Source organism: Streptomyces abyssalis (assembly GCF_001751365.1).
Classification (GTDB): Bacteria; Actinomycetota; Actinomycetes; order Streptomycetales; family Streptomycetaceae; genus Streptomyces; species Streptomyces abyssalis.
On sequence record NZ_LJGT01000038.1, the window covers coordinates 1144412 to 1167872 of the forward strand.

General features: G+C 70.5%; 22 protein-coding genes and 1 pseudogene. 10 read left to right on the forward strand and 13 right to left on the reverse strand.

All coding sequences use genetic code 11. The annotated features are described in order from the left end of the window. Positions 1-64 precede the first annotated feature (64 nt). From AN215_RS12280 to AN215_RS12295, 4 genes are all read right to left on the reverse strand, one after another. Positions 65-1201 (reverse strand): restriction endonuclease, encoded by a 1137-nt coding sequence (locus AN215_RS12280; RefSeq protein WP_070009148.1) that lies wholly within the window; start codon positions 1199-1201, stop codon positions 65-67. Positions 1202-1399: 198 nt separating this feature from the next. After that, on the reverse strand, positions 1400-1837 hold the full coding sequence (locus AN215_RS12285) for a GNAT family N-acetyltransferase (protein ID WP_070009149.1): 438 nt from the start codon (positions 1835-1837) through the stop codon (positions 1400-1402). Positions 1838-2231: 394 nt separating this feature from the next. Continuing rightward, positions 2232-3266: a GNAT family N-acetyltransferase gene (locus AN215_RS12290; protein WP_070009150.1), complete on the reverse strand. Its 1035-nt coding sequence runs from the start codon at positions 3264-3266 to the stop codon at positions 2232-2234. Between the two features lie 4 nt (positions 3267-3270). Further along, positions 3271-4005, reverse strand: a complete 735-nt coding sequence (locus AN215_RS12295) for a hypothetical protein (RefSeq protein ID WP_070009151.1) — start codon at positions 4003-4005, stop codon at positions 3271-3273. Positions 4006-4253: 248 nt separating this feature from the next. Between AN215_RS12295 and AN215_RS12300 the strand changes: the two genes are divergently transcribed. The 3 genes from AN215_RS12300 (at position 4254) to AN215_RS30865 (ending at position 8881) form a co-directional block, all read left to right on the forward strand. Then, positions 4254-5042: an HAD family hydrolase gene (locus AN215_RS12300; RefSeq protein ID WP_070009519.1), complete on the forward strand. Its 789-nt coding sequence runs from the start codon at positions 4254-4256 to the stop codon at positions 5040-5042. A 204-nt stretch (positions 5043-5246) separates the two neighbouring features. After that, positions 5247-7271 (forward strand): globin domain-containing protein, encoded by a 2025-nt coding sequence (locus AN215_RS28575; protein WP_079122921.1) that lies wholly within the window; start codon positions 5247-5249, stop codon positions 7269-7271. A 272-nt stretch (positions 7272-7543) separates the two neighbouring features. After that, positions 7544-8881 carry a pyridoxamine 5'-phosphate oxidase family protein gene (locus AN215_RS30865; protein WP_420856090.1) on the forward strand — a complete coding sequence of 446 codons (1338 nt, stop codon included), beginning with the start codon at positions 7544-7546 and terminating at the stop codon, positions 8879-8881. Positions 8882-9032: 151 nt separating this feature from the next. Here the strand turns inward: AN215_RS30865 and AN215_RS12315 are convergent, their stop codons facing one another. Further along, positions 9033-9533 carry an NUDIX domain-containing protein gene (locus tag AN215_RS12315; RefSeq protein ID WP_079122922.1) on the reverse strand — a complete coding sequence of 167 codons (501 nt, stop codon included), beginning with the start codon at positions 9531-9533 and terminating at the stop codon, positions 9033-9035. A 315-nt stretch (positions 9534-9848) separates the two neighbouring features. Then, positions 9849-10364: an erythromycin esterase family protein gene (locus tag AN215_RS30055; RefSeq protein WP_420856103.1), complete on the reverse strand. Its 516-nt coding sequence runs from the start codon at positions 10362-10364 to the stop codon at positions 9849-9851. Between the two features lie 69 nt (positions 10365-10433). On the opposite strand from AN215_RS30055, the pseudogene AN215_RS30870 reads away from it, so the two are divergent. Both AN215_RS30870 and AN215_RS12325 read left to right on the forward strand, forming a co-directional pair. Next, positions 10434-10571: pseudogene (locus tag AN215_RS30870) on the forward strand (AraC family transcriptional regulator); the annotation flags it as partial. Positions 10572-10810: 239 nt separating this feature from the next. Beyond that, a complete protein-coding gene (locus AN215_RS12325) occupies positions 10811-11371 on the forward strand; it encodes an RICIN domain-containing protein (protein ID WP_245694416.1) in 561 nt (186 codons plus the stop codon). A 470-nt stretch (positions 11372-11841) separates the two neighbouring features. On the opposite strand, the gene AN215_RS12330 is transcribed toward AN215_RS12325, so the two are convergent. From AN215_RS12330 to thiC, 4 genes are all read right to left on the reverse strand, one after another. Further along, the gene (locus AN215_RS12330; protein ID WP_070009154.1) at positions 11842-12396 is read right to left on the reverse strand and encodes a GNAT family N-acetyltransferase; all 555 of its coding nucleotides are present in this window, start codon (positions 12394-12396) and stop codon (positions 11842-11844) included. A gap of 13 nt (positions 12397-12409) precedes the next feature. Then, positions 12410-13504, reverse strand: a complete 1095-nt coding sequence (locus AN215_RS12335) for a cation diffusion facilitator family transporter (protein ID WP_070009155.1) — start codon at positions 13502-13504, stop codon at positions 12410-12412. 202 nt (positions 13505-13706) lie between these two features. Next, a complete protein-coding gene (locus AN215_RS12340) occupies positions 13707-14291 on the reverse strand; it encodes an MTB12 C-terminal domain-containing protein (RefSeq protein ID WP_070009156.1) in 585 nt (194 codons plus the stop codon). Between the two features lie 337 nt (positions 14292-14628). After that, the gene (thiC, locus tag AN215_RS12345) at positions 14629-16449 is read right to left on the reverse strand and encodes a phosphomethylpyrimidine synthase ThiC (RefSeq protein ID WP_070009157.1); all 1821 of its coding nucleotides are present in this window, start codon (positions 16447-16449) and stop codon (positions 14629-14631) included. A gap of 212 nt (positions 16450-16661) precedes the next feature. Here thiC and AN215_RS12350 point away from each other — a divergent pair, with 212 nt between their 5' ends. Continuing rightward, positions 16662-18293, forward strand: a complete 1632-nt coding sequence (locus AN215_RS12350; protein WP_079122923.1) for a YibE/F family protein — start codon at positions 16662-16664, stop codon at positions 18291-18293. On the opposite strand, the gene AN215_RS12355 is transcribed toward AN215_RS12350, so the two are convergent. Together AN215_RS12355 and AN215_RS12360 are read right to left on the reverse strand one after the other, a co-directional pair. After that, a complete protein-coding gene (locus tag AN215_RS12355) occupies positions 18253-18477 on the reverse strand; it encodes a DUF5326 family protein (protein WP_070009159.1) in 225 nt (74 codons plus the stop codon). The two genes, AN215_RS12350 and AN215_RS12355, sit on opposite strands and share 41 nt — an antisense overlap. A gap of 247 nt (positions 18478-18724) precedes the next feature. Continuing rightward, a complete protein-coding gene (locus tag AN215_RS12360; RefSeq protein ID WP_070009160.1) occupies positions 18725-19042 on the reverse strand; it encodes a cupin domain-containing protein in 318 nt (105 codons plus the stop codon). 104 nt (positions 19043-19146) lie between these two features. Here AN215_RS12360 and AN215_RS12365 point away from each other — a divergent pair, with 104 nt between their 5' ends. From AN215_RS12365 to AN215_RS12380, 4 genes are all read left to right on the forward strand, one after another. Beyond that, entirely contained in the window at positions 19147-19524 is a 378-nt protein-coding gene (locus AN215_RS12365; RefSeq protein WP_070009161.1) for a phage holin family protein, read from the forward strand. Positions 19525-19568: 44 nt separating this feature from the next. Next, a complete protein-coding gene (locus AN215_RS12370) occupies positions 19569-20147 on the forward strand; it encodes a low molecular weight protein-tyrosine-phosphatase (protein ID WP_079122924.1) in 579 nt (192 codons plus the stop codon). Further along, positions 20147-21064 (forward strand): fructosamine kinase family protein, encoded by a 918-nt coding sequence (locus AN215_RS12375; protein WP_070009162.1) that lies wholly within the window; start codon positions 20147-20149, stop codon positions 21062-21064. The genes AN215_RS12370 and AN215_RS12375 overlap by 1 nt, the downstream gene beginning before the upstream one ends. Before the next feature lie 85 nt (positions 21065-21149). Further along, positions 21150-22289: a cystathionine gamma-lyase gene (locus AN215_RS12380; protein WP_070009163.1), complete on the forward strand. Its 1140-nt coding sequence runs from the start codon at positions 21150-21152 to the stop codon at positions 22287-22289. Positions 22290-22345: 56 nt separating this feature from the next. On the opposite strand, the gene AN215_RS12385 is transcribed toward AN215_RS12380, so the two are convergent. Continuing rightward, positions 22346-23380, reverse strand: coding sequence for a hypothetical protein (locus AN215_RS12385; protein ID WP_070009522.1), 1035 nt, complete (start codon positions 23378-23380; stop codon positions 22346-22348). Positions 23381-23461: the final 81 nt, after the last annotated feature.

Below are 23461 nucleotides of genomic sequence, written 5' to 3' on the forward strand. Positions count from 1 at the left end.
GCTGCCGGTTCCGGAACCGGTCACGGAACAGGAATCGGTACGTCCGGAACCGGCGGGGTGCGCGTCACTCCAGTACGCGAAGCTTCGCGCCGTTGTTCCACGCCTCCAGCAGACCGCGGTGAACCGCTGTCACCTCGTGACGAGCGGCCATCAGCAGGGCGTCCCGCGTGAAGGGCGCCGTGGCCACGAGCAGTGCGACGTCGGCCTTGTACTCGAGCCTGGCCATGCCGATGAAGCCCTGCACGTCGCCGCTGGTGATGCTGGAGGAGGGGGTGCGTGCCTTGCACTGGACGACGAGGCGCCGGCCGTCGGCGGTGTAGCCGAGGACGTCGGCACCGGCGTCGCCGTGCCCGCCGGTGACGGTGACCTGGGCGCAGCCGTCCCGGCGGCACAGCCAGGCGACGTGCCGTTCGAACTCCCGCCCGTTCATGGCATCCAGCGCCGCCATGGAACCGGCCGCCTCGTGCTCCCGCAGAACGCGTCTGAGCTGGATCATCTCCGCCTCGTTCTCCGCGAGTTGGCGGCGCACTTCCCGCTGGGACTCGATCGCCTGGTTGAGGAGGGGCACGATCGTCCGCCCGATGACACCGCGCACGGTCTCCTCCGCGAGCCGCCGTACCAGCGTCTCGTCCACGCCTTGAAAGCCGGACGGGTGCCGGGCGTGCTGCTCCGCGACGCTCTGCGCGATGCGCTCGTCCAGCCACGCGATGAGACTCCGGACGACGGACTCGTCCACAGGCCCTGAACCCGCACGGGGACCGGGACCCGGCCGGGGCGTGCGAGGCGCGGCCCGTCCGGTCTGTTCGGCGTCGAGCAGATACGTACGGACCCGCCGCGCGACGTCGCTGTCCCGGAGCAGCATGGCGACGTTGAGGACGGCGCGGCGGGTGAAGAGAGCCAGGTTGGAGCGGGGCTGTGGATAACTCTCCGGAAAGAGAGACAGGGTGTCTCTCTTGAAAAGTTCCAGCTCAGAGCCGCGCAGCGTACGCATGCCGTTCTCTGTCAGCTCTTCGCGGTGCCGCTGCATCAGCCTGTTGACAGTGCGTTCGGTCACCTCGAAGTAGTCGGCCACCATGCGCGTCGTCACGTGCAGGCCGTCGGGCAGCAAGGAGAGCAGCTTGACCTTGTCGAGTGCTTCCGTTCGTTCCGCGACGGACGCCCGCAGCGTCTGTGATTCCAGCAGCGCGCCCTCGTGCACCATGACACCCCTCCCCACCGGGCGGACCCGGACACAAGTGGGCATCCCCGTTGATCCCACCCCTGTCGTGATAAACGAGGCATTAAATGGGAAGACACGCTCGAATTGCGGTCGTTCTTGCGATTCGAACCGAACGGGCGCCGAGCCGGGCTGCGTTGCCGCGTCCGTCTCGACGCGTTGCCGCCTGCCCGTGTGCTGCGTTCAGAGCTGCATCTTGAAGCCCAGGTGGGATGCCTCGAAGCCGAGACGTTCGTAGAAGCGGTGGGCCTCGATGCGGGTGGCGTCCGAGGTGAGCTGGACCAGGACGCAGCCCTGGCGGCGGGCCTCCTCGATCGCCCACTGGATCAGCCTGCTGCCGAGGCCGTCGCCGCGTGCGTCCGCGTGTACGCGGACCGCCTCGATGAGGGCGCGGGTCGAGCCCCGCCTCGACAGGCCCGGGATGACGGTGAGTTGCAGGGTGCCGATGGGCCGTCCGTCGCGTTCCGCGACCACGAGGTGCTGGTTCGGGTCGGCGTCGATGCGGTCGAACGCTTCGCGGTACACGGCCGATTCGTCGGGGTTCTCGCGCTGGGCGCCGAGATGGTCGTCGGCGAGCATGGAGACGAGGGCCGGTACGTCGTCGGCGGTCGCGCGCCGCATCGTGATCGGCGCCGGAGCCGGTGAGGACGGCGACGACGCCGGTGACGGCGTTGATGACGGGGGCGGGGTCCCGGTGCTCATGATCGCAGCTTACGCCCCGGTATTGGCCAGAGGTTGGACTCGGTCGGAAAGTGCACAAGCGGGTGGGAGTGCGGGTTGTGCGGCGATGGCCCCGGTTTCCGGTTCGCGATGCGCCTCACCTCGCAGCTCGCCGCCCACGGCGCATTCCGCTTCTCGCTTCGGATGCCTCGGCGGCTCGCGGAGGCGTTCGCCGGTCGTTGCCACCGGTCGTTGCCACCGGTCGTCGTCGCCGGTCGTGCCGCCGTTCGTTGACGGCCGTCGTCCGTTTGCCGCTCGTCGCCGGTCGTCGCGCCCGCCTCACATGCGCCGTCGGTCAGCCGAGCGCCACGGAACAGGGTGCGAACCGGCGTGAGTTGTCGCCCGGGAGGGCGGAGCCGGAGCGGACCATGAGGGTGCAGAGGCACCGGCCGTCGAGGCCGTGCCGCCGCGCCCAGGTCGCCAGTCCTTCGTGCCGGGCGTCGATGTCGAGACGGACCTCTCCGGGGGCGTGCAGTCCCAGGTCGCGGATCAGGGCTTCGGCCGTCTCCGTGTCACGGGCGATCACGGGCCCGACGACGGTGGTCCGGGGCCCGTTGGGCCAGGCTGCCGCGAACCCGGCGAGTGAGCCGTCGCCGGACTCGGCCACGACGAAGCGGTCCGCGAACTGCGGGAGCCGGAGCAGGACCGTGGTGCGGTCCGCCCCGAACACGGGGCCGTCGAGCGAGCGGACGGCGGCCAGATCGGATGCCGTGGCGGTACGTACGTACGGTGCTGTGCCCGCGCGCCCGCCGGACGGCTCGCCGGCAGGGATGCGGAACCGGCCGGTGAGCGACGTCACCGTACCGGCCGGAAGGAAGCCGAGCCGTTCGTAGAGAGGCCTGCCGTTCTCGGTCGCGGAGAGGAAGAGGACCGCGTCACCGGCAGCCCCGTCACCCGCAGCCGAGCCGGCGGCAACCGCGTCGCCGGCAGTGGTCACGGAGTGCATGGCGTGTTCCATCAGCCGGCGGCCGAGGCCCTGGCGTGCGCAGCGTGCGGCGACGAGCATCATGCCGATGCACGCCGACCCCGCCCGCGGCGCCGCTTCCGGTCCGGAGTCAGGCCCCGCCTCCCCGACAGCGCCGGGCAGGCCCGGGTACGAGGTGACGACGCAGGTCCCGATCAGAGCGCCGGGCCGGTCGGGCGCGTCGATGCCGTACCCCTGCCCGGTGGTGAGCAGCAGCCGCCACTTGTGCTGCTCGCGCCCCCAGCCCCGGCTCTCGGCGAGGTCGGAGCACGCGGCGAGATCGGCGACGGTGAGCCGGCGTACGGGAAGATCCTGGAGCCGTTGCCCGAGAAGGCGGGGTGCGGGAGCCCCCGATGAGGTCGTCACGGGCTCAGACTGGCTGACGGGACTGACTCCCTGCCACCGGGTTTCCGCTCGCCCTGCTCACCGGGTGCCGGCGCCTGCCGCCCGTCCCGGTCCCCGTCTCCGCCCCCGTCCCCGTCTCCGTCTCCGTCCCGGTCCCTGCCCTGTCGTCCGTGCCCCTGCCCCCGTCCCGGTCCCCGGCCCCGGTCCTGCCTGCCCGTCCCTCCGTCGCGGCTGCCGCGGTCCTTCCCGTACGGGCTTCGCGCAGGCGGCGCCCCCGCCGGGTCGGGCCCCAGGGTTTGAGCACCGATACCGCCGTGAGGAAGGCGTACAGCGCCAGGGACACGGCGGGCGGGACGAGGAGGTCGGTGGCCGGCACGGTCTCGCCGGCTGCCGCCATCGCCGCGGCCTCGCCGGCTCCGGGCCTGAAGGAGAAGACGGTGAGGCCTGTCGCGGCGAGCGTCAGCCAGAACTTCACCCACACCCAGCGGTGCCTGGCCAGCCCCCACGATGTGCCGAGGGAGAGCACGAGCCCGGTGGTCAGGGAGAGCAGCGCGACGGGGAGCAGCAGCCAGTCGGCGAAGAGCTTCATGGCAGTGCTCGCGGGGACGGCGAGGGCGTCCGGGTCGTCTGCCGCGGCGATCGCCAGGGTCAGCAGGCACAGCGAGATGCCGAGCCAGCCGACCGAGACGGTGACGTGGGCGACGAGGACGGCTCTTCGTGCGGGGCGTGGAAGGCGCGGCAGGCGCGGGAGCTGAGGCATGTTCCACAAGGTGCCGGGTGGCGGCGGCTCAGCGCGTCTTACGTCGGGAGTACTTCGTCCTACTCGCTGCCGAGTACAGCCGCGGGAGCAGGGCGCAGCCGCAGCGCGAGTTCGCCTGCCGATGCCCTGGCGGCTTCCGGCCTCCTCCGGCAGTCCCCTCGTGCCCCCGGAGGCTGCCCCGGAGGGGCAGCTCGGGGGTGTGCGCCCGCCGAACCCCGCCGCGTTCGAACGTCACTACGATCGAACGCATGGCCTCTTCGCTCTCCTCTCCGTCAGGGCGGCCGTCCCGGCTCCATCTCTTCGATCTCGACGGCACGCTGATCCACGGGTCGTCCGCGGCGGTGGAGATTTCGCATCAGCTCGGTCTGGACGATGAGATCCGCGAACTCGAACTCGCCTTCGCCGCCGGTGGAATGACACCGCCGGATTTCGCGGCACGTGCGTGCGCGATGTGGTCGGAACTGACGGAGGATCATGTCACCGCCGCTTTCCTGGAAGCCCCCTGGCTTTCCGGAATCCGCGAAGTGTGGGATGACATAAGGGAACGTGGTGAGCGTTCCGCGGTGATATCGCTCTCACCGGACTTCTTCGTGAGCCGTCTCCTTGTGCAGGCTCCGCGCCCGCGTGCGGCGCGCGGTGCCGCGGACACCGCGGCCGACACCGCAGGTCCCGCCCGCCGTACGGACCTTCGCGCGGACGCCGTCACGGATGCCGTCGCGGACGCCCGAGGCCGGGGCGCTGACGCGACCTACGGTTCCCGCTGGCCGGCCGTCCCTTTCCGCGAGGTGCCCGATCCGGCGGGGATTCTCTCGGCGGAGGCGAAGGTGCGGATCGCCGACGAACTCTGCGCGCAATTCGGTGTTTCGAGAAGTGAATGTGTGGCTTACGGCGACTCGATGTCGGATGCGGCGCTGTTCGCGGCGGTGCCGGTCTCGGTGGCCGTCAACGGCGACGGTCATTTGCGGGGTCTCGCGTCGGCCGAGTACGAGGGCGAAGATCTTCGCGAGGCATACGGACTTGTCCGTAAAGGTCCGTAATTCCCTCTCAGTGGTGCAGGTCACGTAATTCGCCCCCTGTACGGACGGGACTTGTGTGGCGAAGTGATAACGGTATGGTCGAGTCCGCATCGCGCGGTACGGCTACAGAACGCTGTCCGTGTCAGGGGGCCGCACCACCAGAACGACGTTCCAAATGCGCGCGACTGCGCAGCTTGTACGTAGGAGTTCGAGGCGAGGCAGACCATGACGACCACATCGGCCGGTAACGGTCCGTCCGCGGAAGACGGCAGCGGTGACAACGACGGCGGCTGGGGGTGGTTCACCCCCGCACCGCCGGCCACCGAGGCGGAGGCTTCCCGCCGGAACGAGCAGGGCGCGCAGGGCGAACAGGGCACCCACGGCGAGCAGGGCGCGCAGCGCGAACCGGCGGAGCAGGCCCGGCAGTCCGAGACCTCCGCTCGCCGGGGAGCTGACAACGACGCACCGCAGGTGGGGAACCGGCCGCTGAGCCCCGTCACCACCGGGCCCGGTGCCGGCCGGGCCCTGTGGGCCGAGACGGCCGAGGAGGCGGCGATACCCGTGCCGCCGCCGGCGGATCCGTCCGCCACGCCCGCCCCAGGTTCCCCCGCCGCAACGGACGGTCCGGGCACCCCGGCCGGCGGCGGGCAGCGCGGACCGGTTCCCGGCGCGTGGCCCGGCGGTGGCCCGGAGGCGCCGCGCGAACATCCCACCGCTCCACGCGAACAGCCCTCCCCGTACGGCGGGCCCCGCCCCGCATCGGGTCAGGCCCCCGGCCCCGAACCCCATGCGTCCGCGGCCCGGACACCGCCCCGCACCCGACCCCAGCCACCACACCAGCCCCAGGGCCAGGGCCAGCCCCAAGGACAGGGCCAGGGCCAGCAGCCAGGCCAGCACCCAGGCCAGCACCCAGGCCAAGGCCCGGTTCAGCCCCCGTACCCACCGGGGCCACCGCCCCAGGCGGAGAGACAGCCGCAGCCCCGAGCCCCTCAGCACGGCGACGCGTCGGCGCCCACGGCTCCGCCGGTCCCGCCTGCTCCGCCGACCCCGCCCGGCCCGCCGGCCGGGGGTCCGCCCGCCGCACCGGCCGCAGATGTCGAGTCGCGCGACGGCACGCTGATCCGGCGGACGCTGGAAGAGGTCGAGCCGCGTGCGGACGCGGCCACCGCGTACTTCTACGCGCTGCTCTTCGTGCAGCATCCCCAGCTTCGCGACCTCTTCCCCGCCTCCATGGACACCCAGCGCGACCGCCTCTTCAGGGCATTGCTCACCGCGGTGCGGCTCTCCGACGAAGTGGACGCGCTCACCGAGTACTTGAGCGGCCTGGGCCGCGGCCACCGCAAGTACGGCACGCTGCCCGAGCACTATCCCGCCGTCGGCGAGTGCCTGCTCGGCGCACTCGCGCAGTACGCCCCGGAGAGCTGGGGCCCGGAGACCGAGGACGCGTGGGTCCGCGCGTACACGACGATCTCGCAGGCCATGATCGACGCCGCCGCGGAGGACGCACAGCGCGCTCCGGCCTGGTGGAACGCCCAGATCGTCTCGCACGAGCTGCGCACTTCGCAGATCGCGGTGATCACTCTGCGCCCGGACCAGCCGTACCCCTTTCTCGCGGGCCAGTACACGAGCATCGAGACGCCGTGGTGGCCCCGCGTGTGGAGGCACTACTCCTTCGCTTCGTCGCCGCGCTCCGACGGGTTGCTCACCCTCCATGTGAAGGCCGTCCCCACGGGATGGGTCTCCAGCGCCCTGGTGCACCGCGCACGCCCCGGCGACGTACTCCGGCTCGGCCCGCCGGCGGGCAGCATGACCGTCGACCACGCCACGGAGAGCGGACTGCTCTGCGTCGGCGGCGGCACGGGGATAGCACCCATCCGGGCACTCGTGGAGGATGTCGCCCAGCACGGACGCGCACGTCCCGTGGAGGTCTTCTACGGCGCGCGCAGCGATCACGATCTGTACGACCTGGACACGATGATGCGGCTGGAGCAGCAGCACCGCTGGCTCTCGGTGCGTCCCGTGGTCGCCACCCCGCCGGGGTCGGCGTTCGCGAACGCCCTGCCCGGGCAACTCCCGGACGCCGTAAGACAGTACGGCCCCTGGTCCGCCTACGACGGCTATCTCTCGGGGCCGCCCGGCATGATCCGCAGCGGTGTGGACGCGCTGGTGGCGTCGGGTGTCCCCGCCGACCGGATACGGCACGACTCGCTGGCGGAGCTCCTCCTCAGCGGTGAGCGGGCGTCCGAATGATCCGACGCAACCGGCACGGGCACGGGTACCGGCACGGGTGCAGAGTGTTCTCCCAGTGCGAGTGATGCGCACGGGCGGCGCGTACGAATAACGCCGACTGCGGGTCCGGGCGCACTGGAACGAGAACGCGAAACGAGAAACGCGATCCGCGAAGCAGAACACGGCAACGCAACAACGCACACGCAACACGGCACACGCAGTACCTAACACGAACACCGAACACGCACCACGGGAACGAGAACGAGGCAGAGGAAGGAAAAGGGGTCAGCGGCGTGGCTGAGGCGGAGGAGCCGCGTCCGTGGGTCGGGCAGGACTCACGGACGCGGCACGGGCACGAACACGACAGGGCGGCACCCGACGGGCCGCTGCGCCGGCCGGGAAGTGACGGGGAGCGGCTGCTGCAGCGCCGGCTCGGCACGTCCGACCGCGCGCAGCGTTTCTACGACGAGCAGGTGCTCGACCATCTCAACGACCGGATGCAGGAGTTCGTGCAGCGTCAGGAGATGTTCTTCCTGGCCACCGCGGACGCGTCGGGCGAGTGCGACAGCAGTTTCCGCGCCGGCCCGGCCGGTTTCCTCCAGGTGCTGGGCGAACGCACCCTGGCCTACCCGGAGTACCGCGGCAACGGCGTGCACGCCAGTCTCGGCAACATCCAGGAGAACCCGCACCTGGGCATCATGCTGGTCGACTTCACGCGGGCACGCATCGGTCTGCACATCAACGGTCGGGCCACCATCGTCGAGGACGAGGAGCTCCGCGCCTCGTATCCGCATCTGCCCGAGGACCCCGTTCCCGGGCGGCGGGCACAGATGTGGGTGCACGTGGAGGTCGAAGAGGCCTACATCCACTGCGCGAAGCACATACCGCAGATGCAGAAGGCACCCAAGCGCACCGCCCGCGACTGGGGCACGGACGACTACAAGCGCAAGGGCGGCGACTTCTTCGGCACGGCCCGCGACGCACGTGAGCGCACGGCCCTCGACGGCGTGGGCGGCGCCCCCGAGCACGTGTCCGCTGCCGGGCCGAGCGTTCCCGGCTCCGACCCGGCCTTCTCTCCCGCATCGTCCGCGAGCATCTCCTCCTCGTCCGCCGGCAACTCCTCGTCCGCCGGCAATTCCTCGTCCGACTCCCCGGCCACCGGCTCCGCTGCCTCTCCGGCACCTGCCGCTTCGTCCGCCACCCTGTCCGCGTACGACGAACTGCCCGGCTTCGCACGGGAAGTGGCGCACCAGGAGCGTGCTTCCGCTGCCCGCGAGGCCGAAAGCGTGCCGGCCTCCGTCGAGGTGCCTGAGCAGCGGCGCTCCCCCGAGTCCGAGTCCGAGTCGCCGGGCCTGCCGGAGCAGCGGCGCTCCCGGGACTCGTCGTGGCCTGAGATGCCACCGCGGCCGCGCTTTCCCACGACCTCGCTCAACTCGCAGGAACAGCAGGGCCGTACGGCGATGGACGGGGCGTCCGGCGCCCTGGCCGCCCGCGGCGCGCCGTCCGCCGGTTTCACGATGAGCGGTTCCGATCCTCAGGAGTGGCGGCAGGAGGCCGAGCGCGCGCTGGCGGAGGCGCAGCGGCGTGGCAAGGTGAGCGAAACGGGCTCGTTCCAGGGCTGGTTCGGCTGAGGACCAGCACCGGAGGAGTGCCGGACGAGTACAGGACGAGACGAGGCCCTGGGGCCGGACGAGCGGGGACCGGGCACCGGAGCGGCAGGCGGGCGCGCACAGCCGAACGGACGGGGAAGCCCCTCTCCGCGTGAGGCGCCCGCCGCCCGGTTCATCCCATGTCGCGGGCGAGGAGGGCGAGTACGCCCTCGATGTTCTTGTCGAGGTATGCCCGCAGCGCGGGCGGCACGATGTCGACCGACGCGATGCCTCGGCGGGTGAAGGGCACCCGCACGAACTCGTACAGCCCGCACGGCTCGTCGACCTCCGGTCCGTGCCTGCGGGAGAGGTCCATCGAGGCGAGCCGGCAGACGAAGAAGTGCTGCACCTTCACGCCGGCCTGGCCGCTGCCGGTGGTGTGCGGAACGGTGTCGACGAACGCCGGGACCACGTCCGTCACCTTCGCGCCCAGTTCCTCGTCGACCTCGCGGTGCAGCGCGTCGATGACGGTGGCGTCCACGTCCGGTTCGACGCCGCCTCCGGGGGTGATCCAGTACGGTTCACGGCCGGGTTTGGTGCGTTTGATCAGGACGAGGCGGGGGGTGGCGGTGCCCTCTCCGTCGAGGAGGATGGCTCGGGCGGTGCGCTTGACCACGGGACGTTCATCGGCCATGGGTGAGGTCTGGCCCGTGGAGGGGCGGGTCAAACACAGTCCGGTGCGGATGTACGGACATCCGGACCTGACGGCCTCCGGGATGGACCCGGGAGACGCCCGTAGCCCCACAGGACGTGCACGCGCAATGGCGAATATCTCCACAGAGGTATATCGATAATGTCGTCTCCGTCACTGGACATTGACGCAGAGTCAACTACCCTGGTGTAGGCGGTTCTTCGCGCGTTGAGCCGCGACCGGGCGGTTCGAGGCAGGAGGGGGGAGCCTCGAACCGCTTCGGTGTGTCGGGCCTGTCGGGCCTCTTGTGCCCCCGCGCTACCGCAGGGTGGTCGGGCCGACGGTGCGCACGTGCAGCACGGCGTCGAACCATTCGTCGAGCGGGCCGGTCGTCAGGTAGTGCTCGTGGTCGGCGGCGGCCTCGTAGATTCCGCCGATCACCCGCAGCCGGTGCGTCCCGCGCAGCCACTCGTCCACCGGGTCCTGGCGCGGGGCGCGCAGATCGAGCAGGTACCGGGCCGGCTCCGCCGCGGCCAGTTCGGCTTCCACGGAGCCCGCCATCGGCGCGGGCGCGTGCTGGCGGGGATGGAGTCCGCTGATGTCTCCCGCACCGAACCCGATCAGAAGCGACACGTACCGCTCGCCCAGTTGCCCGCGCAGTTCGCTGCCGACACTCCGGAACGGGTCGAGAAGCGCGACCGGTTCGAGCCGCGCCGCGTTCGCGGTGAACGAGACGCCTTCCCAGTAGGCGACTTTGCCCAGCGACACCACTTCGTGCGCGGCGCGCGTCGTCTCGCCGGTGCCGACGACGGCGGCGCCGGCATCGGCGAGCATCGCCGCGAGGGGCCTCAGGTCGGTGTTGAGGAATCCGCCGGCCCTGTCCGGCTCGGGCGAGGGGAGGTGGTGTTCTCCCCGCACGGCAACGGATACACACTGGCCGACGAAGCGGCGACGGTGACCCTGTGCGGCGGGTATCAGCTCGCGCCGTATCGGACCCATCCGCTGCTGCGCGAGCTCCCCGGCACGATTCGGCTCCCCGCCGGCCCGGAACGCCGTCCGGACTTCGAGGCGGCGGTGCGGATCCTCAGCAACGAGAGCACCGGGGCGCCGTCCGAAAGGACAGCTCAGCGGGGTACAGCCCCAACTGCCCGCCTGGGCAATGCAATTATCACCAGAGTCACTGGAGCAGGTGAATCCATTCTCTGGGCCTTGTTGGAGTTCAATCCCTCCCATCAAGCTCTTGATGTTCATCGCAGCAATTCCGAGAAGGGGATTTCTCTGTGCCGAATCTGGCTCGTTCGATTCGTGACGCCTCCGTCCTGGCTGCCGCCGTCACCTGCACCATGCTCGCCACCGCACCGCAAGCCGCCGCAGTCGGACCGCACAAGGACATGGTCAACCGGATGGACGGAAGCCGGCTCGCGCTTTACGCGGACAACACCGGAGAGGGGGCCCTGGCGATCACACTCCGCGACCCCCAATACAAATACAAGACGGAACAGTGGGAATCGGACTTCGCAAAGGACAGTCAGGGCAACTGGTACGGCACGGTGCGGAACGAGGCCGCCGACAAGTGCCTCCAGCCGTCCGACTCGAACCCACAGCGCGGGGGCAGCATCGTAGTCAAGACCTGCAACGGGAGTGACGACCAACGGTGGCTTGCGACCCCGGACACCGACGGCGGCACCAACTGGTGGCAATACCGCCCGAAGACCGACAAGAGTCTGGCAATGACGCTCAAGAGTTATGTGGGCCCCGGTGCGTGGGACCACCTCTACCTCGACACTGCCTACAAGTACCCGAGCGCCGACCGCCTGTGGAAGTTCGAGCCGAACTCCTGATCCGCTCACCGAGTTGAACGCGACCATGCTTTCCCTCACCCGACACCTCATGCCGGGTGAGGGAATGCGTGGCGTACAGGTTGCTGAGAGCAATGCTCGTCGCTGACACCCATAGCTGACACCAACAGGGGCGGACAGCGGCGGTCGGCAGCGAACTCGGAGGGACCGCTCATCGTGGTCGGGAGCGGATTGACCGCAACTTAAGACCCCACGTCGTCGACCTGATAAGGATGTGGCCATCCGTGCCCCTGCCGTGCCCCATCCACCGGTAAGCCACGGGGAACCGCAGTCACCGACGGGCAGCGCCCACGACAACGGCCCTCGACCGACTTGCCTGGTCGGGGGCCGAGTTGCCTGCTCACAGCGCGGAGGCGGTGGGATTTGAACCCACGGAGACATCGCTGCCTCGACGGTTTCAAGTTCGTGGCCCGCCTTTAGGCTCATGCCCTGTTCCGCTGGGCCGGTGCCCGTCAGAGCGGTGCGAGGAGCATCAGGATCTCGTCGCGGTCGTCCCCGTCTGCGAGCCGGAGGGCGCCGGGCCATCGGCCGATTTCTCTCCATCCGAGACGTCCGTAGAAGTGCTCCAGTCCGGCCTTGGCCCGGGCGGCGAGGTGGAGTTGTTCCAGGCCCATTTCGTCCCGGGCGATGCGGTGGACCTCGCGCATCATTGTGACGCCGAAACCCTGCCCCTGCACTGTCGGCCGGGTCTGTACGTGGTGCAGTGTTCCCCAGTGCGCGATCAGCTCGAAGGTGTCGCGCCGGACGCTGAGCCAGCCGACCAGTTCGTCGGAGTGCCAGGCGGTGAGCAGTCGACTGGTGTCCGGTGCCAGCCCGTCCGCGATCCTCTCGACGGCGGGCACTGCGTGCGACCGATCGATGGGTGGGAAGGGGAAGCCGGCTGCGCCGCCGGCGTTGGTGACCTCCACCCAGCAGTCCGCGAGCGCTTCCCGCAGTTGCGGCGTGACTTGGTCAGGCGCTGTGCACTGCTTGAGGACCAGCGGGCAGCTGGCGGCGGCCTTTCTCATCGGGCTGATCGTTTCATCGGGCACTGACAGCACCTCTTCGTGTCGTCATCGGATGATCAGCCGGGGCGTGGTGCCTGAGGGGTGCGTGCGGGTCGTCGCCGGTCGGGGTGTGGTCGGTGTGCACTGTTGCGGCGGTCAGCCGAGGTACCGCGTGGATCAGGGCGTGTTCGGCCTCGACCGCCAGCCGGTGCGCGGTCACGACGGTCAGGTGCGGGTCGACGACGATGTCCGCCTCTGCGCGCAGTGCGTGACCGATCCATCGCATTCGCACCTGGCCCACTCCTCGGACGCCGTCGACCTCACGCAGCGCGTTCTCCGCGCGCTCGACCAAGTGCGGATCGACGGAGTCCATCAGGCGCCGGTACACCTCTCGCGCCGCGTCCTTGAGGACGAACAGGATGGCCGCGGTGATGAGCAGGCCGATGACCGGGTCCGCGTACCGCCAGCCGAGGGCCGCGCCTCCCGCGCCGAGGAGAACGGCGAGGGAGGTGAAGCCGTCGGTGCGTGCGTGCAGGCCGTCGGCGACCAGAGCGGCTGAACCGATCCGCCGCCCGGTGCGGATGCGGTAGCGGGCAACCCACTCATTGCCCACGAAACCCGCGAGGGCCGCGGCAGCGACAGCCCACAGGTGGCTGATGTCCCGGGGGTGGAACAGCCGGTCCAGTGCTGCCCATGCCGCGAGGGCCGCAGAGGCGGCGATGGTGACGACGATGAGGATGCCGGCCAGGTCCTCGGCGCGGCCATAGCCATATGTGTAGCGGCGATTGGCCGCTCGTCGCCCGAGCACGAATGCGATGGCCAATGGCAGGGCGGTCAGCGCGTCTGCGGCATTGTGAATCGTGTCCCCGAGCAGGGCTACCGAGCCGGACACGGCGACGATGACCGCTTGGATCAGGGTGGTGAGGCCGAGAACGGTGAGAGAGATCCACAGCGTGCGCATCCCTTCCCGGGAGGTCTCCATTGCTGCATCCACCTTGTCAGCGGCCTCATGGCTGTGCGGCGTGAGGACGTGGGCGAACCGGTGCCGGAGTCTCGCTTTTCGGGACCCCCGTTCGTGCCCGTGATCGTGGTGGTGGCCGGTGGTGTGATCGTGCTGTTTCCCCTCCATGCCAGACACCGTGGCACAGAGATCCCATTGCAGCTACAGCCGTCATACCTACTCTGACCAGCTGCGATACAGTCGCAATTACCCTTGGGGGGTATCAGCGTGGCTCGACCACGGACAGAGACTGCACCAAGGCATGAAGGCGTTTCTTGAGCTTGTTGCTGGCGGTTTGGAGAAGGGCTGGACTGCCTCGTCGGCTCGTCGGCTACTGCGGCTCGTCACAAGCCGGTGCCTGGGGGACGTCCCTGCCGTGTTTGGTCAGCGCGCAGACGGTTTGCAGGGTGATCTTCCATTTCTTGTCCTGGAGGACGGCTCCACCAGGGTCACCGTCTTCGAGCGCCTGCCCGTCCAGAGTGAGCCGGTATGCGACTTCGGCGTCCTGGGAGCTGCGGAAGGTCACGCTGGTCGTCGCGGCTCGGAGTTCTTTGGAGCGCTGGTCGGTGAAGAGCGGCCGGATCATCAGTTCGTTCTGCTCGCCGTCCTCGACGAGGTCGACCTTCTCATCGACGGATGTTCCGGGGTCGAAGAACTTCTGCCATGCGTTCCTGACCTCTGACTCGGCCCGGAGAGGGTGTTCCGGTGCGCTGCCGGTGGGGGTCGGGGATTTCGACTGTGGTGGCGACGTGCTGGCGTCCGGCGAGGGGCGGCTGCTTGAGGAGGCTGGTTTCGGGCTCGTGGAGTCGTCGGGGCGCCCCTTGTCCTCACCGTCCGAGCAGCCGCCGACAAGAACGAGTGCAGCAACGGCAGCGGGCAGGTGGCGAGCGAGCTGACACCGTGCGGGCGAGGCCATGATTTCTCCTCTGTACGCCACGACAGACCTACCCGAATCACCCGGCCCTCACCCGTGGACGAACGTCGGTCGCAGCGGTAGGTACAGCAGGGTCCCCCGAGGGGCCCGTGCACGGGGACGCGGCATGTCACGCCCCCTCGACTGCGCACCCGGACCGTGAGCCGTCGAGGCAGACGACGGCGCACAGCGCACACCCGACCGACGGTACCGACCAACCACAACTGCGAGCAGTCCAGGTCGGTGAAGATCAGCCGTCGCGGTGCCGGTCGGCTATCGAGAGCCGAAGCCGGCACCGGACGAAGTACACATCCGGTGCCGGCTCCTCAACAACGCTCTACTACTCGGCCATCGGCAGATAGACCCGGTTCCCGGCCTCCGCGAACTCGCGGGACTTGGCGAGCATTCCCTCCCTCACCTCGTCCTCCGTCAGCGTTCCGCCGTCGTCCGAGCCGAACTGCTCGTTGATGCTGCGGCTGATCTTCATCGAGCAGAACTTCGGCCCGCACATCGAGCAGAAGTGCGCCGTCTTCGCCGGTTCGGCGGGCAGCGTCGCGTCGTGGAAGGCGCGTGCCGTGTCCGGGTCGAGGGCCAGGTTGAACTGGTCCTCCCAGCGGAACTCGAACCGGGCGTCGGAGAGCGCGTCGTCCCACTCCTGGGCGGCGGGATGGCCCTTGGCGACGTCCGCCGCATGAGCCGCGATCTTGTAGGTGATCACGCCCGTCTTGACGTCGTCCCGGTCGGGCAGGCCCAGATGCTCCTTCGGCGTGACGTAGCAGAGCATCGCGGTGCCCCACCAGCCGATCATCGCCGCGCCGATGCCGCTGGTGATGTGGTCGTAGCCCGGCGCGATGTCGGTCGTGAGCGGGCCCAGCGTGTAGAAGGGCGCCTCGTCACAGACCTCCTGCTGACGGTCGACGTTCTCCTTGATCTTGTGCATCGGGACATGGCCCGGGCCCTCGATCATGGTCTGGACGTCGTGCTCCCTCGCGATGCGGTTGAGTTCGCCGAGGGTGTCCAGTTCCGCCATCTGCGCCTCGTCGTTGGCGTCCGCGACCGAGCCGGGACGCAGTCCGTCGCCGAGCGAGAAGGTGACGTCGTAGCCGCGCAGGATCTCGCAGAGCTCCGCGAAGTGCGTGTAGAGGAAGCTCTCCTGGTGGTGCGCGAGGCACCAGGCGGCCATGATCGAGCCGCCGCGCGAGACGATGCCGGTCTTGCGGCGGGCCGTCAGCGGTACGTAGCGCAGCAGCACGCCCGCGTGCACCGTCATGTAGTCGACGCCCTGCTCGCACTGCTCGACGACGGTGTCCTTGTAGACCTCCCAGCTCAGCTCCTCCGCCTTGCCGTCCACCTTCTCCAGCGCCTGGTAGAGGGGGACGGTGCCGATGGGCACGGGGGAGTTGCGCAGCACCCACTCGCGTGTGGTGTGGATGTTCCGGCCGGTGGAGAGATCCATCACGGTGTCGGCGCCCCAGCGGGTCGCCCACGTCATCTTCTCGACCTCCTCCTCGATGGAGGAGGTGACGGCGGAATTGCCGATGTTGGCGTTGACCTTCACCAGGAAGTTCTTACCGATGATCATCGGTTCGGTCTCCGGGTGGTTGACGTTGGCGGGCAGTACGGCACGGCCCGCCGCGATCTCGTCCCGTACGAACTCCGGCGCGCGCTTCTCGCGCAGCGCCACGTACTCCATCTCCGGCGTCACCAAGCCGCGCTTGGCGTAGGCGAGTTGGGAGACAGAAGCGCGTCCGCCGGCGGATTCGCGTCCACGGCGCGGACGGCGGGGACGGCCCGGGAAGACGGCGTCGAGCCCGGCGAGATCGGTCGCCGCCTTCCGGACCAGGCCACCGCGTGGCGTGGTGTGCTTGATTCCGTCGTCCTCGGGACGCAGTTCGCGTCCCGCGTACTCCTCGGTGTCGTCTCGTTCGGTGATCCAGTTCTGGCGCAGCGGGGGCAGCCCGCGGCGCACGTCGGTGTCGATGGCGGGATCGGTGTACGGCCCGGATGTGTCGTAGAGCGTCACATCCTTGCCGCTGGTGAGGTGCACACGGCGGACCGGGACCCGCAGGTCCGGTCGTGATCCGCTCAAGTAGCCCTTGTGCCAGCCGAGTTCACGTGTCTCGCTCTCGGCCGAGGGTGTACGTGCATCCTGCATGGTCATGCGACCAACTCCCTACGCCGGCATTACCCGGTAACAGGTTCGGCGGTCGACGCAGCCTTTTCCGTGGCCCGCTGATCCGGGCCGCGGAGGTCAGCGCCCTCTCAGCCCCGTGCTCGGAGCTCCCGCGGTGTGCAAAGGCACCGCCACGCTAGTCGTATGACCTCGGTGATGAACAGACCACCCTTCGGCCAGAGCTTTGCGATGATCGGGGCGTGACTCCGACTCCGCGGTCCCCCTGGGACCGGCACGCACCAGGCTCCTCCGAAGCCGCTCCGGTTCCGGTTCCGGGACAGGAGCGCGACGGGGCGCACACACCGGCCCGCGCACAGGCGCACCCGCACGGGCAACCGCACCCGCACGGGCAACCGCACCCGCACGGGCAACCGCCGCCACCGCCCCCGCACGCACATGCGCACGGGCATGCGCACGCGCACGGCCACGGCCCGCCCGCACCCGTCTCGCGGCATCTGCGCAAGGTCATCGGGGCGGTGCTGATCCCCTTCGCCGTGGCCGTCATCGCCGGGCTCGTGCTGCTGTGGCCGGGCGGGGTGCCGGAGAAGGGCGGCCCTGAAGGAGTGGGCTTCGACCGGCCGACTCTGCCGGCGCGCGTGACCGCGGTGCAGGTCGTCGACTGCAAGGACGTCAACGCACAGCCGCCGGAGCAGCAGCCGGGCCAGTCCGGGGGCCAGTCCGCGGGCGCGGGGGGCCAGGACGGTGCGGGCAAGGGCGGCGGCACCTGCAAGAAGGCGACCGTCGAGGTCGCAGCAGGCAAGGACAAGGGCAGCACGTTCACCGAGGTCGTCCCCCCGGACGCCACCCGCACCTTCTCGACCGGGCAGGAAGTGGTCGTCGCGTACTCCGCGAAGGCGCCGAAGGAACTGCGCTACAGCGTCATCGACGTCGACCGGAAGCTGCCGATGGTCCTGCTCGCGGGCGTCTTCGCGCTGTTCGTCGTCCTCGTGGGACGGCTGCGCGGCGTGCGGGCGCTGGTCGGCCTCGCACTGAGCTTCGCCGTGCTGAGCCTGTTCATCCTGCCCGCGATACTTCAGGGGTCGAATCCCCTGGTGGTGGCCGTCGTCGGGGGCAGCGCGATCATGCTGGCGACGTTGTATCTGTGCCACGGGCTGTCCGCCCGTACCTCCGTGGCCGTCCTGGGCACGCTGATCTCACTGCTGCTGATCGGCGTGCTCGGCTCGCTCTTCATCGGCTGGGCGCATCTGACGGGCAACACCGACGACCAGACGGGCCTGGTGCACGGCCTCTTCCCCGGCATCGGCATTCAGGGCCTGCTGCTGGCCGGAGTGCTGATCGGCTCGCTGGGCGTGCTGGACGACGTGACCGTCACGCAGACCTCGGCGGTGTGGGAGCTGAAGGAGGCCGATCCGGGCGCCGGCTGGCGGAAGCTGTACGGAGCGGCGATGCGCATCGGCCGCGACCACATCGCCTCCGTGGTCAACACCCTGGTGCTGGCCTACGCGGGTGCGGCGCTGCCGCTGATGCTGCTGTTCTCCATCGCCCGCAGCGGCGTGACGACGGTGGCGACGAGCGAGGTCGTCGCGGAGGAGATCGTCCGTACGCTCGTCGGCTCGATCGGGCTGGTCGCCTCGGTGCCGGTGACGACGATGCTGGCCGCCCTGGTGGTCTCCTCCGACCGGCACCGTCCGGCGGCCGCCGGGTCTCCGGCCGGGCCGCCGGTGCCGTCCGCGGCGGGCGGCGCGGGCGGCGCGGGCGTCACCGCGGGGCCACCCGCAGGCGCGGACCCGTCCGTCCGTACGGCAGTGCCCGTACGTGCGGAGACCGAGGTCACCACTCGTCGCGGCGGGAAGAGGAGGAAGCCGAAGTGAAGTGACGCACGAGGTAGATGAGACCGCCGACCAGGGCGGCGAAGATCAGCACCTTGAAGAGAACACCGATCAGGAAGCCGACGATGCTGGCGATCAGGCCGCCGAAGACTATGACGGCGACGACCGGGATCGCGACCCACTTCACCCACCACGGCAGGCTTCTCATGATCCCTTTGGCGTCCATGCTCGGCTCCTGTCGGCAGGGCCGGACCGCTCGTCGCGGACCGGCACGGTACGGCTGCGCCGGCGGCACCACTCCGCCGCCGCTCACCACCGATGCTAGAGCGCCCGGGAGCGTGCCGGGAGTGCCGACGACCCCGGCCCTTCCCTGAACCGTCCCCCACCGGGACCCTGAGCCGCCAGGACCTGCAACGGCACCCCACGGCACGGCACGGCACCACACGGCACGCGTGCACGCTCGACCGGCCCGCTCAGCTCTCCGGCGGCGCGAAGACGACCATCACCCGCAGGTCCTCGGCGATGTGGTGGAACTTGTGCGGCACCCCGGCAGGCACGTAGACGATGCTGCCCCGCGCGACCGCGGTCGTCTCGTTCCCCACGGTGATCGCGCCGCGGCCGCTGACGACGAAGTACACCTCGTCCTGCTTGTGCGGCTGCTGGGTGTCGGCCGTGCCCCGGTCCAGCGCGTAGAGCCCGACGGACATGTGGCGCTCCCGCAGGAACTGAAGGTACGCCCCGTCGTGCACGAGCCGCTGCGCCTCCAGCTCCTCCAGCCGGAACTCCTTCATATCCCCGCCCACCCCTTGTCCTTCGTCTCATCCCGCTCGTACGCCGGTGGCCGACTTTACGGCCCACCTGTGACCCGGGAGTCCGGCTCTGCCACGATCACACCATGACGAACTTCCTCATCAAGACGCTCGCGAACGCGGCCGCCCTCGCGGTGGCCACCTGGCTGGTGTCCGGCATCGAACTCACCGGCACCGACACCGGCTCGAAGACGGTGACCCTGATAGTCGTGGCGTTGATCTTCGGCGTCGTGAACTTCGTGGTCAAGCCGCTTCTGAAGTTCATCTCGCTGCCGCTTCTGGTGCTCACCCTCGGCCTGTTCACGCTGGTGATCAACGCACTGATGCTGATGCTCACCTCCTGGGTGGCGGACCAGCTCGACGTGAGCTTCCATGTGGACGGCTTCGGTACGGCGTTCCTCGGCGGCCTGATCATCTCGATCGTGGCGTGGGCGCTCCACATGGTCCTCCCCGACCGGGACTGACGGACGAAGCGACCGAGGACGCACACAGCGAGCACGGAGAGCGCATGGACACCTTCAGCGTCTGTTTCGTCTGCACCGGCAACATCTGCCGGTCGCCCATGGCCGAGGCCGTCTTCCGCTCCCATGTGACGGACGCGGGTCTTCAGGGCCGGGTCACGGTGTCCAGCGCCGGCACCGGCGGGTGGCACGTCGGCGATCCGGCCGACCCGCGCACGGCCGGCGCGCTGGAGTCCGCCGGATACGAACTGGTCCACTCCGCAAGGCAGTTCGACCCCGGCTGGTTCGACGAGTACGACCTGGTCGTGGCCCTCGACGAGGGGCACGAGCGCGAACTGCGCGCCATGGCCCCCACCCCGCGGGACGCCGCGAAGGTACGGCTGCTGCGCAGCTACGACCCGACCGCCTCGGAGCGCGACGGCTTCGGGCTGGACGTGCCCGACCCGTACTACGGCGGCACCCAGGGCTTCGACGACGTGCTGCGGCTCGTGGAGGCCGCCGTGCCCGGCCTGCTCTCCGAGGTGGCCGCGACGCTGGACGGCGGCGAGAGACCCGTGGAGGGCGGGCACGCCGCCGGCGCCGCGCGGGGCGCGTCCGGCGACCGGCACCGGGAAGAGGCCGGCTGATGACCGCGCTCGCCGACCGTGTGGCGCAGCTGACCGGCGCCGGTGAGGCCACCCGTGCGTTCCCCGTCGACGGCGGGGACATCTGCGACGCCTGGAGCATCCAGCTCCGCGGCGGCCCGCACGGCCTGCACCGCAAGGTGTTCGCGAAGACCCTGTCCGACAGCCCGCCCGGCTTCTTCGCCGCGGAGGCCGCCGGGCTCACCCTGCTCGCGGTGACGGGCACGGTGGCCGTGCCGGACGTGCTCGCCGTGGAGGACGACCTGCTCGTACTGGAGTGGCTGGAGCCGGGAGAGGCCACCGCCGAGCAGGCCGACCGCCTCGGGCGTGACCTGGCCGCGCTGCACGACACGACCGCTCTGTCCTACGGGACTCCCGGCCGTACCGCCTACATCGGCCCTCTCACGCTGCCCTCGCCCTCCGCGCCCGTGACCGATCCCGCCGGGTGGCCCGCCTTCCACGCCGAGTACCGCCTGCTGCCGTTCCTGCGGCAGGCCGTCGACGGCGGCGGCATCGAAGCGGACGACGCCCGTGACGTCGAGCGGCTGTGCGAGCGCATCGGCGAGATCGCCGGGCCGCCGCAGCCTCCGGCGCTCATCCACGGCGACCTGTGGTCCGGCAACGTGCACTGGACGACCGGCCAGCCGGGCGCCGCCGGGGGCACGGCAGGCGCCCGCGCCCGCCTCATCGACCCCGCCGCGCAGGGCGGCCATCCGGAGACCGACCTGGCCTTCCTCCAGCTGTTCGGCTGCCCGCAGATCTCCCGTATCCTCGCCGCGTACGACGAAGTACGTCACATCGAGGGCCGCGCCGAACGGGTCCCCCTCCACCAGCTCCACCATCTGCTCGTGCACGCGGTCCTGTTCGGTTCGGGGTACGGCGCGCTGTGCGGGGCCACTGCCCGCGCCGCCCTGGGCTGAGACCGGCAGACGCACCCACTGGGCAGGCACCGGTACGCGCCCTGACAGCGGCACGGCACCGGCCGGCCACCACAGGAGAGCCACCATGACCAGCGACAGCGACGCCACCAGAGTCGTACGGGCGGGCCTCCCGGACGAGCAGCCGTACGAGCCGCCGCTGCCCGGGCCCGTCTTCGCGGCGCATTACCACCTGCCCGGCGAGGTCGCCGCCGCTCCCTACGCGTACGGGCGCGACGCCAACCCCACCTGGAGCGCCCTCGAACGCGCCATCGGCGAACTGGAGTCGCCACCCGGAGCCGGCGAGGAGCCGGTGCACACGGTCGCCTTCGCCTCCGGCATGGGCGCGATCTCCGCCGTGCTGCTCTCCCGGGCGCGCCCCGGCGGCGTCGTCGTGCTGCCCGACGACGGCTACAACCTCCTCGTGCCGCTGCGGGAGCGGCTGAGCGGTCTCGGCGTCGAGGTGCGCACCGCGCCGACCGCCGGCGACGCCCAGCTCGGCAGGCTCGACGGTGCGTCGCTGCTGTGGATCGAATCGCCCTCCAACCCCGGCCTCGACGTGTGCGACATCCGGCGGCTGGCCGACGCCGCACATGAACGCGGCGCGCTGGTCGCCGTCGACAACACCCTCGCGACACCGCTGGGTCAGCGCCCGCTCGAACTCGGCGCGGACTTCTCCGTGGCCAGCGGCACGAAGGCCCTCACCGGGCACGGCGATGTGCTGCTGGGCCATGTCAGCTGCCGTGACGCGGAGTTGGCCGCCTCGGTACGTCAGTGGCGCAAGCTTGTGGGTGCGATCCCCGGGCCGATGGAGGCCTGGCTCGCGCACCGCTCGCTTGCGACGCTCGACGTGCGTACGCAGCGGCAGGCGGCCGGAGCGCTCGCGGTCGCCGGGGCGCTGCTGGACCGCCCCGAGGTCACCGGCGTACGCCATCCCGGGCTGCCCGGCGATCCCGCGCACGGGACCGCCGTGCGGCAGATGCGGCGGTTCGGCTGCGTCGTCTCCTTCACGCTGCCCGGCAAGGAGCACGCCGAGCGCTTTCTCGGGGCGCTGCGCCTCGTCGACGAGGCGACCAGCTTCGGCGGTGTCCGCTCGACGGCGGAGCGGCGCGGACGGTGGGGCGGGGACGCCGTGCCGGAGGGCTTCGTGCGGCTGTCGGTGGGCGTGGAGGACCCGGACGATCTCGTCGCGGATGTCCTGCGCGCACTGGACGTGGCCGCCGGGTAGGGCGGCGCCCCCGGCCGTTCGTGGCCTGCCCTGTGCTGCCTGCCCTGCCTGCCCCTCTACTCCGGTTTGTGCTCGGGCCCGCCGTAGTCGGGACTCGAGTAATCCGGGCTGGAATACCGGGGGCGGAGGCTCTCGTGCTCCTTGCCGTCCGACGGACTGCGGCTGGAGAAGTCCGGGCCGGAGTAGCCGAGCCGCGGCGTGCGCTCCTCGGCCCGCGGTGCCTCATGGGTGGACGGCGCGGCGGCAGCACCGGCGCCCTCGTGGCCGCTGCCGGCACCCGCGCCGTGGCTGCCGCCGCCGGACGGATACCCGGCCAGCGCCTCCGCGAGGAACGGGACTATGCCGCGCTCCAGCAGCGTCTCGCGCCACACCGCACGGGCCGCCGAAACCTCCCTGGCCAGGCGGGACTCGGCTGCCGTGTCGTCATCGGTGCCGCTCGCGGCCGTGGCGTCACCGGGCCGGTTCCGGCGCGCGCCCGCGCCGTTGCGCACGGCCGTCAGCCACAGCTCCGCCATGGCGACGACGATCCCGGCGGCGGCCAGTATCGCGAAGACCCAGCCCGCGCCCCGCATCGGCTCCGCGATGGACGGTTCGGGCGAGACCACTCGCAGCAGGTTGCCGATCAGCAGGAAGATGACGGCCGCCGTCCCCGCGAGCAGCGGGACCAGCACGGAGACCATCGCGAGCAGTCCCGCTCCCGTCGTCTCGCCGACGCCCTCGCCCACACCGGCCAGGCTCAACCCGCCTCCGCCGTCGCGCCGTTCGCCGTCCTCCCCGGGCTCGCCGCTCTCGTCCCTGGCCTGCGGATGCGACGACGACGAGGACGACGTTGCCCGTGACGACGGAGAGGCAGTGTCAACTGCCGGTTGCCGCAGCTGAGTTCGCAGCGCGACGTACTGCTCGTACTCCTCGGCGGCGTCCGCGGCGATGGCGGTGGCGGCGCTGAGCGCCATCACGCGCAGCTGCTGTGCGCTGATCTGCTCGCCCACTGCCGCCAGGGCAGGACGCTTGTCTGCCTCGCGCAGGGCCTCGTCGACGGCCCGTTCGAAGTCGGGCCGGTCTTCGGGCAGCAGGTGAGGAGCGGTGTTCATGTGCATCCCCCGATGCTCCGTAGGGCCTTCGGTGCCGAGGGGGCACTCCCTGGCTTCTCCCCCACGCTTCGCGTGGAGGGC

Excerpts from the sequence above, each read along its gene's own strand:
- AN215_RS12280 (WP_070009148.1), bottom strand. The coding sequence starts at position 1,201 with ATGGTGCACGAGGGCGCGCTGCTGGAATCACAGACGCTGCGGGCGTCC.
- AN215_RS12285 (WP_070009149.1), bottom strand. The coding sequence starts at position 1,837 with ATGCGGCGCGCGACCGCCGACGACGTACCGGCCCTCGTCTCCATGCTC.
- AN215_RS12295 (WP_070009151.1), bottom strand. The coding sequence starts at position 4,005 with ATGCCTCAGCTCCCGCGCCTGCCGCGCCTTCCACGCCCCGCACGAAGA.
- AN215_RS12300 (WP_070009519.1), top strand. The coding sequence starts at position 4,254 with ATGGCCTCTTCGCTCTCCTCTCCGTCAGGGCGGCCGTCCCGGCTCCAT.
- AN215_RS28575 (WP_079122921.1), top strand. The coding sequence starts at position 5,247 with ATGACGACCACATCGGCCGGTAACGGTCCGTCCGCGGAAGACGGCAGC.
- AN215_RS12315 (WP_079122922.1), bottom strand. The coding sequence starts at position 9,533 with ATGGCCGATGAACGTCCCGTGGTCAAGCGCACCGCCCGAGCCATCCTC.
- AN215_RS30055 (WP_420856103.1), bottom strand. The coding sequence starts at position 10,364 with ATGCTCGCCGATGCCGGCGCCGCCGTCGTCGGCACCGGCGAGACGACG.
- AN215_RS12330 (WP_070009154.1), bottom strand. The coding sequence starts at position 12,396 with ATGAGAAAGGCCGCCGCCAGCTGCCCGCTGGTCCTCAAGCAGTGCACA.
- AN215_RS12335 (WP_070009155.1), bottom strand. The coding sequence starts at position 13,504 with ATGGAGGGGAAACAGCACGATCACACCACCGGCCACCACCACGATCAC.
- AN215_RS12340 (WP_070009156.1), bottom strand. The coding sequence starts at position 14,291 with ATGGCCTCGCCCGCACGGTGTCAGCTCGCTCGCCACCTGCCCGCTGCC.
- thiC (WP_070009157.1), bottom strand. The coding sequence starts at position 16,449 with ATGACCATGCAGGATGCACGTACACCCTCGGCCGAGAGCGAGACACGT.
- AN215_RS12355 (WP_070009159.1), bottom strand. The coding sequence starts at position 18,477 with ATGGACGCCAAAGGGATCATGAGAAGCCTGCCGTGGTGGGTGAAGTGG.
- AN215_RS12360 (WP_070009160.1), bottom strand. The coding sequence starts at position 19,042 with ATGAAGGAGTTCCGGCTGGAGGAGCTGGAGGCGCAGCGGCTCGTGCAC.
- AN215_RS12365 (WP_070009161.1), top strand. The coding sequence starts at position 19,147 with ATGACGAACTTCCTCATCAAGACGCTCGCGAACGCGGCCGCCCTCGCG.
- AN215_RS12370 (WP_079122924.1), top strand. The coding sequence starts at position 19,569 with ATGGACACCTTCAGCGTCTGTTTCGTCTGCACCGGCAACATCTGCCGG.
- AN215_RS12375 (WP_070009162.1), top strand. The coding sequence starts at position 20,147 with ATGACCGCGCTCGCCGACCGTGTGGCGCAGCTGACCGGCGCCGGTGAG.
- AN215_RS12380 (WP_070009163.1), top strand. The coding sequence starts at position 21,150 with ATGACCAGCGACAGCGACGCCACCAGAGTCGTACGGGCGGGCCTCCCG.
- AN215_RS12385 (WP_070009522.1), bottom strand. The coding sequence starts at position 23,380 with ATGAACACCGCTCCTCACCTGCTGCCCGAAGACCGGCCCGACTTCGAA.